The organism is Streptomyces sp. NPDC019531 (genome assembly GCF_044903305.1).
Taxonomy (GTDB): domain Bacteria; phylum Actinomycetota; class Actinomycetes; order Streptomycetales; family Streptomycetaceae; genus Streptomyces.
The window spans coordinates 58,652-65,304 of record NZ_JBJDQL010000051.1 but is presented as its reverse complement, the minus strand read 5'-3'; the positions used below and the strand labels follow the sequence as shown (position 1 = coordinate 65,304).

At 68.7% G+C, this 6,653-nt stretch carries 7 protein-coding genes and 1 pseudogene; 3 read left to right on the top strand and 5 right to left on the bottom strand.

Annotated elements, in window-relative coordinates:
• Positions 1-155 precede the first annotated feature (155 nt).
• Positions 156-512: a hypothetical protein gene (locus tag ACI2L1_RS38470; protein ID WP_404744089.1), complete on the bottom strand. Its 357-nt coding sequence runs from the start codon at positions 510-512 to the stop codon at positions 156-158.
• Between the two features lie 188 nt (positions 513-700).
• Positions 701-1,459, bottom strand: coding sequence for an SDR family NAD(P)-dependent oxidoreductase (locus ACI2L1_RS38465; protein ID WP_404744088.1), 759 nt, complete (start codon positions 1,457-1,459; stop codon positions 701-703).
• Positions 1,460-1,593: 134 nt separating this feature from the next.
• Between ACI2L1_RS38465 and ACI2L1_RS38460 the strand changes: the two genes are divergently transcribed.
• On the top strand, positions 1,594-2,265 hold the full coding sequence (locus ACI2L1_RS38460; protein WP_404744087.1) for a TetR family transcriptional regulator: 672 nt from the start codon (positions 1,594-1,596) through the stop codon (positions 2,263-2,265).
• 54 nt (positions 2,266-2,319) lie between these two features.
• On the opposite strand, the gene ACI2L1_RS38455 is transcribed toward ACI2L1_RS38460, so the two are convergent.
• On the bottom strand, positions 2,320-2,535 hold the full coding sequence (locus tag ACI2L1_RS38455; protein WP_404744086.1) for a transposase family protein: 216 nt from the start codon (positions 2,533-2,535) through the stop codon (positions 2,320-2,322).
• A gap of 5 nt (positions 2,536-2,540) precedes the next feature.
• Between ACI2L1_RS38455 and ACI2L1_RS38450 the strand changes: the two are divergent.
• Both ACI2L1_RS38450 and ACI2L1_RS38445 read left to right on the top strand, forming a co-directional pair.
• Positions 2,541-2,669, top strand: a pseudogene (locus ACI2L1_RS38450) (type II toxin-antitoxin system RelE/ParE family toxin); the annotation flags it as partial.
• 149 nt (positions 2,670-2,818) lie between these two features.
• Positions 2,819-4,099 carry a hypothetical protein gene (locus tag ACI2L1_RS38445; protein ID WP_404744085.1) on the top strand — a complete coding sequence of 427 codons (1,281 nt, stop codon included), beginning with the start codon at positions 2,819-2,821 and terminating at the stop codon, positions 4,097-4,099.
• A 300-nt stretch (positions 4,100-4,399) separates the two neighbouring features.
• Here ACI2L1_RS38445 and ACI2L1_RS38440 read toward each other — a convergent pair whose 3' ends face one another.
• Both ACI2L1_RS38440 and ACI2L1_RS38435 read right to left on the bottom strand, forming a co-directional pair.
• Positions 4,400-5,017, bottom strand: a complete 618-nt coding sequence (locus ACI2L1_RS38440; RefSeq protein WP_404744084.1) for a glycoside hydrolase family 97 catalytic domain-containing protein — start codon at positions 5,015-5,017, stop codon at positions 4,400-4,402.
• Positions 5,018-5,180: 163 nt separating this feature from the next.
• Complete coding sequence (locus ACI2L1_RS38435) at positions 5,181-6,650, bottom strand: APC family permease (RefSeq protein WP_404744083.1); 1,470 nt, start codon at positions 6,648-6,650, stop codon at positions 5,181-5,183.
• Positions 6,651-6,653: the final 3 nt, after the last annotated feature.

Sequence of the window (6,653 nt, the reverse complement as noted above, 5' to 3'; positions counted from 1 at the left end):
CAACCAGATCGACCACCGGTCACGCCGCGCTGTCGACCTCGGAATCCCGTCCCCACGGACCCCCTGAACAGACCAAGATCACAAGTTCAGAGAATACGGAAGATGATCCTCTTGGCGTGCCCTGCCATGACGCTCGCAGTGATGTGTGGTCAGTCCTATGGATCCGCCCACACGTGACCGGGCGCATACGGCGAGACACCTGTGACGAGCCAGTACTGAAGATCCCCCAGCCTCTTCAACGCCGCTTCGTAGTACGCCGGAGGCTCGGGACGGGGAAAGCGGGGATGGGCCGTGTGATCGGGCAGCCAGTCCACGCAGATCCAGAACCCCTCCACCAGCCACCGCGGCAAGTCCTGCTGATCGCGCTGCTCGAACGTCTCGCATACCTGCCGCATGGCCCGCTCCAGCCGGGAGAAGGCTTCCTTGTCCCAGTGCTGGTCACGGATCACGATCGCGAGAAACGCGTCGTCATCCTCCGAAAACTCACGCCGCAGCAAAGCGAGATCATCCATGCCTTCATGATCGTGGTCTCTACTGACAATCGTTGTCCGACGATCCGCCGAGGACACCCCCTCACCGACCGTGACGGCTCCCCGTTGTGGGTTCGCTGGTCGGGCCCGTCGCGGTGGGTGCCCGCGACGGGCCTTGCCTTGTCCCGCGGTTGGGGTGGTGGGCATGCGGATGGCGCATGCGTGCGGGGTTACTTGGCCTGGAAGCCGCCGTCGATGTTGAGGATCGCGCCGGCGACGAAGGAGGACGCGTCGGACAGGAGCCAGTGGATGCCCGCGGCGATCTCCTGGGGCCGGCCCATGCGGCCGATGGGGTGCATGGCGGTGATGGTGTCCTCGTCGTACTGCCCCAGGGTGATGGCGTTGGCGATGATGTCGGTCTTGATCGCGCCGGGGGCGACCCCGTTCACGCGCACGCCCTGGGAGGAGTACTCCAGGCCCGCGGTCTTGGTCAGGCCGACGACCGCGTGCTTGGTGGCCGCGTACGGGCCGCTCCACGGCATGCCGTTGAGGCCGGCGATGGAGGCCAGGTTGACGACGGAGCCCCCGCGGCCGCCGGCGAGCATCTCCTGGATCTCGCGCTGCAGGCACAGGAACAGGCCCATCACGTTCGTGGACAGCATCTCCTGGAACTTCGCCGGGTCGGCGTCGGCGATCGCGGCCGTCTCGTTGGCCAGACCGGCGTTGTTGACCGCGTGGTCCAGACGGCCGTAGTCGGCCAGGACCGAGTCGAACAGGGCCTTGATGCTCTCCGGCGAGTCCATGTCCGCCACCACGAACGAGGCGCTGCCGCCGTCCTTGGTCAGCTCCTCGACCGCCCGCGCGCCCACGTCCGCACGCCGCCCGCTCAGGACGACATGCACGCCGTCCTCGACCAGCAGCCGCGCGGTCTCCTTGCCGATACCCGTCGCACCGCCGGTGATGACCGCAACCTTGTTGTCACTGCTCATGGTGTCCATCTCCCAAAGGAATCGCTGACGCATGTTCCGCCCCCGGGCCGTTAACAGACCGGCGGGCTCTTGGAGATGAATTTAAGGGACCGCCGGTCTGATGTCAATAGACCGGCGGTCTGTAGGATGGGGTGATGACAACCTTTCAACGTGCTCGCAGCGAGGAGCAGCGGGAGATCCGGCGGCAGGCGATCCTGGACACCGCGGCCGCGATGCTCGACGAGATGCCGGTCAGCGAGGTCAGCCTCAACGAGCTGAGCCGACGCGTCGGCCTGGCCAAGTCCAACGTGCTGCGCTACTTCGAATCGCGCGAGGCCATCCTGTTGGAACTGCTGGACAGGGCGTGGAAACAGTGGACAGCCGAACTGCCCGACCGGCTCGCCGCCGGTATCGCCCCCGACCATCCGGTGGGCCGGCGCGGCGACGAGTTCGCGGCCGTGTTCACCCACTCCCTCGCGGAGCACCGGGTGCTGTGCGACCTGCTCAGCGCGCAGGCCGGCGTCCTGGAGCACAACGTGTCCGCGGAGGTCGCCGCCCGGTACAAGAAAGCGGCCATCGGCAACACCACCGCGCTGGCCGATCTGGCGCGGCAGTACCTGCCCGAACTGGGCGACGGGGCAGAGCAGCTCGGCGGGCAGGTCTACATGGCGGCCGGCGCCGTCTGGACCCACGCCCGGCCCTCCCCGGGCATGCTCGCCGCCTACGACGCGGACCCGTCCCTGGCCAGGCTGCGCATGGACTTCACCTCCTCTCTGCGGGAGATGGTGGCCACCCTCATCGCCGGCACCCTCGCCCGTACGGCGTAGGCGTCGGGAGGCTCGGGCGGATCCGGGGCGGTAGTCCATTGGCAAGGCCGTCTGTCAGTGGGCGACTTCCCGGTTCGTCGGTACCAGCAGTGCCCGCACCAGCGCGGTCGCCCACCTCGGATTCGTGCGGACCTGGCCGAGGACGTGCCAGTTCTTCAGATGGGCGAAGCCGTGCTCGACGGGCGCCCGCACCGCGGCGAGTGCCTTGTGGGACAGCTCCTGATTACGGGTCAGGGGCCGGTTCCGGGTTGCCTTGTAGCCGGTGATCACCGCCGGGCCGGCCTCTGGTGGACACGATCAAGGGCTCGGCGCCGTCCAACCTCAAGGAGCTCCGTCCCGGCTCGGCCGGGGCCACGGACGTGCGGTTGCTGTTCGTGTTCGACCCGGACCGCCAGGCCGTGATCCACCGTCGGTCGGCCATGCCGTTTCCGTGACGGATCGAAAGCGAAGAGTAGCGAATGGGGTTAGCGTGGCGTCAACTGAGTGATCGTCTGTCTGATCCGCGCCGGCCGTTGCCGCGGAGAGGGCTGCCATGGCCGAAAAGAGAATGCTCATGCACTTCGTTTCCCGCCGTACTCGCCTCAGCAGCGCCGTCGTAGCGGCGTGCGGGCTGTCGGCGTTGCTCGCCGCCTCCGTGACGGCCGGCTCCGGTGCCGTTGCCGCCGAGCCGCGTCCCTCCGGGGGCGCGGTCGTTACACTCACGACCGCCAAGGTCGGCGCACCCGGTAATCGTTCGGTGGGCATTCTCCCTTTCAAGGACGCCCTGTACCGCTCATGCACCGAAGCCCCCTCCCCGAGCAAGTGTCTGACGGTCGGCGGCGTGCGCCATCCCTACGAGATCGGGCAGCTCGAAGTCACCGTCGCACAGTGGGTGGCGTTCCTGAACACGGCCGATCCCGAGGGACGCAACCGCCTCGGTCTCTATGACGAGACCGAGAGCTCGTCGGCGTGGCCGAAGTACGGTCAGATCAACTTCTCCTCCAGCGCGGGCAGGGGCAGCCACTACTCGGTGGCCTTTCCGGAGTGGGAGAACAAGCCGTACGGCTTCGCGAACTTCCTGAGGGCGGCCCGCTTCGTCAACTCGCTCTACAACGGCCGACTGATCTCCGAGCGGTCCAGCACCAGCGGTCCCTTCAACTACGTCACCTACCAGGTCAGACTGTCGGCGCAGACCGAGCGCGGGATGTACGACCTGGCCCGGCCCCAGACCACCCGAACCCAGCGCACGGGTTTCGTCCTGCCGAGCCAGGACGAGTGGATCAAGGCGGCCTACTACGACCCGCGCGGCGGCGGCACCTACTCCTACTGGAAGTACCCGACCAACCCGGGAGTCTTCGGCGACGGAGACGCGACCGCCCCCAACCCCACCGTCCTCAACCCGGCCACCGGCGATGTCACCAACGCGGCGACCCAGCCACTGGCCTCGTACCACGCGAGCGGAAAGCCGGCACCGAGCTGGTGCCCGGGACAGCTGCAGCCCGAGGCCTGCTCCACCGTGAACCCGCTCGGACTCGACCCCAGCACCTATGCCGAGGTCTACCAGGGCAGCCTCGGCACGGTCGGCGGGGCGAGGACCACCTCGCCGTGGGGCACTCTCGACCAGGGCGGCAACGCGGTCGAGTGGACCGACACGATCACGGCGCCCCCCTCCGGACGGAGCTCCCTGCGGGTGTGGCGGCGGCTCCACGGCGGAGTCTCCAACGCACCGGCCTTCCAGATGTGGCCCTCCGCTGTCGGGCTGCAACCGCAGGACAACGTGTTCTACAACCACACCTATCCGTGGCTGGGCATCCGGATCGGGGTGATCGGCGACCTGAAGCCCGGCATGTCCTAGGCGGAGAGGGAGGTCGTCTGCCGCGGCCCTCGAGCGCCCAGTCGAGACCTACGTCCTCGGCTGACCGGTGCACGAGGGACTCGGCCGAAGTTCCGAAGGGACCGAGGGCCGCCCGGTGGGCCGGCGTTCCTGACCGCCGTAGTCCCGCAGGAGGGGGTAAGCACGGATGGAAGCATCTGGCGAGCACCGCCAACGCGGCGAACCCCGGGCGGCCGACCCGGGGTTCCGGGGCCGGCCGTGTCCGTTCGAGTGGCAGCGCAGGGCCGCCGGGGACATGTTTCTGCCTGGCTGTCAGAGGTGTCAGAGGACGGCGATGAATCCGCCGAAGGGGCGGTGTCGACCGTGAACCTCTGGCCGTGCGGAGTCGCCAGGCGCAGGGCTGGGTCGGTGGCGGAGGAGTCGGCGAAGAGCCGGGGCGTGGCAGGGGTCCGGATGCCCAGGTCCCGGAGGTCGAAGGCCAGCTGCTGGGCCTGGCCGGGTGGGCGGGGTGCAGTCGGGGGCCGAAGAGTCGAGGCCGGGTGCCAGGGTGAGGGTCTTGCCGTTGGCACCGGCGATGTACCAGGTGCTGTCCTTGCGGCGGGCGACGACGCCATGGCTTCCGGGGGGCGGCGGCCAGGAAGCGTGTCTCGTCCCAGGCGAGCGGGACGTGCCGAGCAGCTCGCGCACCTCGGGCAACTGGGTGAGGTAGGCCTCGGGTGTGTCGGCGAAGCCGTTGAAGCCGGACTGGTGGACGACCGTGAGGGCCAGTTCATGGGCGTCGGTCGTGTGGCGCGGGCTCTGCGGGAGGGCGTACGGGGACAGCAGGGTGGTGCCGTAGTCGAAGGCGCCGACGATGTTGCGGCTGATGGCCGCGATGGTGGTCTGCTCGGGGATCTGGTCGGCGAGCGCCTTGGTGTTGGAGTAGTGCTCGCTAAACAAACGGCACGGTTCTGCACCGGCAGCTCACCGACCGTGAGGGCAACCTGGATGCCCGGAGGGGCGACCGGGGTGTCGGCGGTGAGGTGCTCGGCCAGGGCCGCGATGTCGTCGCCGACGACGGGGTCGGCGCCCTTGGCGAAGGTGGTGAAGCCGTCGCGAGGGTTCAGTCCGCGTCGGCGACGACGGAGCCGACGCGTTCGGCCAGGGTCGGGTCGCGGCGGACCAGGAGGGCCGCGTAGCCGACGGCGGTGAGCAGGGCGGCCAGCGCCGCGTAGGGGAACCAGTTGTACGGTTCGGGCTGGCCCGGCTTGGCGAGGTAGTACAGCGGGACCAGGATGGCCAGGGTGCCGAGCGCGGGCAGTACCAGGTGCCGGATCACCCGGAACTCCTGCGGTCGGTACCTGCGGTAGTACAGCGGCAGGGCGATGTTGGAGGCGAGGTAGACCAGCAGGATCAGGATGGTGCCGAGGGTCGAGGACTCGGTGAAGAAGATCACCGGGTTCATCGAGCCGTCGGCAGACCCCAGCAGATGGCCCAGCCCCCAGCCGCCGATGATCAGCAGAGCGGTGGCGGCGAAGGTGACGATCGCGTTGTTCGGTGTGCGGCGGATCGGGTGTACGTAGCCGAAGAAGGACGGGAGCAGTCCCTCGCGTCCGGCGTTGAACACCAGGCGGGCCTGGGAGTTGATGCCGGCGATCAGCACGCCGAGCGTGGAGGTCAGACCGCCCAGATAGGTGAGGAACGCCAGCGCGCCGAGGGTGTGGTGGGCCACCTCGACGAAGGGGATCGGGGAGGCCCCGAGCTTCGTCACGTCGTAGCCGAAGCCGGTCACCGTGGCGTAGGCGAAGAGAACGTAACTCACCGTCATGATCGCGAGGGAGGAGAACACCGCGCGCCCGACGTTGCGCCGCGGATTCTCCGTCTCCTCGGCGAGTGCCGCCGAGTTCTCCCAGCCGACGAACAGGTACACCGCCAGCGGAAAGCCCGCCGCCAGCCCCTTGAAGCCGTGGCTGACGTGGCTGGGCAGGAACGGATCGAGGGAAAGACCGCCGCGGTGTTCCACGAGCGCCGCGATCGAGACCACGGCCAGTACCAGCATCTCCACACCGAAGAAGTAGCCGGCCCACTTGGTGGAGACCACCACCCCGCGCAGCATCAACCCCACGGCCAGCCCGGTGAGCAGCAGTGTCCAGATGATCCACGGCAGGTCCACACCGGTGTAGTGGTACAGGGTGATCTGCACGAACCCGCCGGAGATCGCGATGACGGAGGCCATCGCGATGATGTAGCCCAGCCCCGCCAGCAGCGCGGTGGTCACCGCGCTGACCGGGCCGAAGGTCTTGCCCACGAAGGTGGTGAAGCTGCCCGCGGAGGGGTGCGCCCGGGAGAACTCCGCCAGCGTGTTGCCAAGGAGCGCGACCGCGACACCTGCGGCCACGATGGTCAGCGGTGACGCCACGCCCGCGGTGGTGGACAGGAAGGCGAAACCGAAGAAGAAGCTCATGGCCGGGCCGACGTTGGCCATCGTGGCGGCGGCGATGTCCGAAATGCCGAGGACGCCGCCGCGCAGCCGCTGCGGCGCGCCGCCGACGGAACCCGGCGGGGACAGCGGACCGGCTCCGGGGTCGGGCATGGC

What these genes read in the sequence shown, in the direction of transcription:
- ACI2L1_RS38470 (WP_404744089.1), bottom strand. Translation starts at nt 512, where the DNA reads ATGGATGATCTCGCTTTGCTGCGGCGTGAGTTTTCGGAGGATGACGAC.
- ACI2L1_RS38465 (WP_404744088.1), bottom strand. Translation starts at nt 1,459, where the DNA reads ATGAGCAGTGACAACAAGGTTGCGGTCATCACCGGCGGTGCGACGGGT.
- ACI2L1_RS38460 (WP_404744087.1), top strand. Translation starts at nt 1,594, where the DNA reads ATGACAACCTTTCAACGTGCTCGCAGCGAGGAGCAGCGGGAGATCCGG.
- ACI2L1_RS38445 (WP_404744085.1), top strand. Translation starts at nt 2,819, where the DNA reads ATGCACTTCGTTTCCCGCCGTACTCGCCTCAGCAGCGCCGTCGTAGCG.
- ACI2L1_RS38435 (WP_404744083.1), bottom strand. Translation starts at nt 6,650, where the DNA reads ATGCCCGACCCCGGAGCCGGTCCGCTGTCCCCGCCGGGTTCCGTCGGC.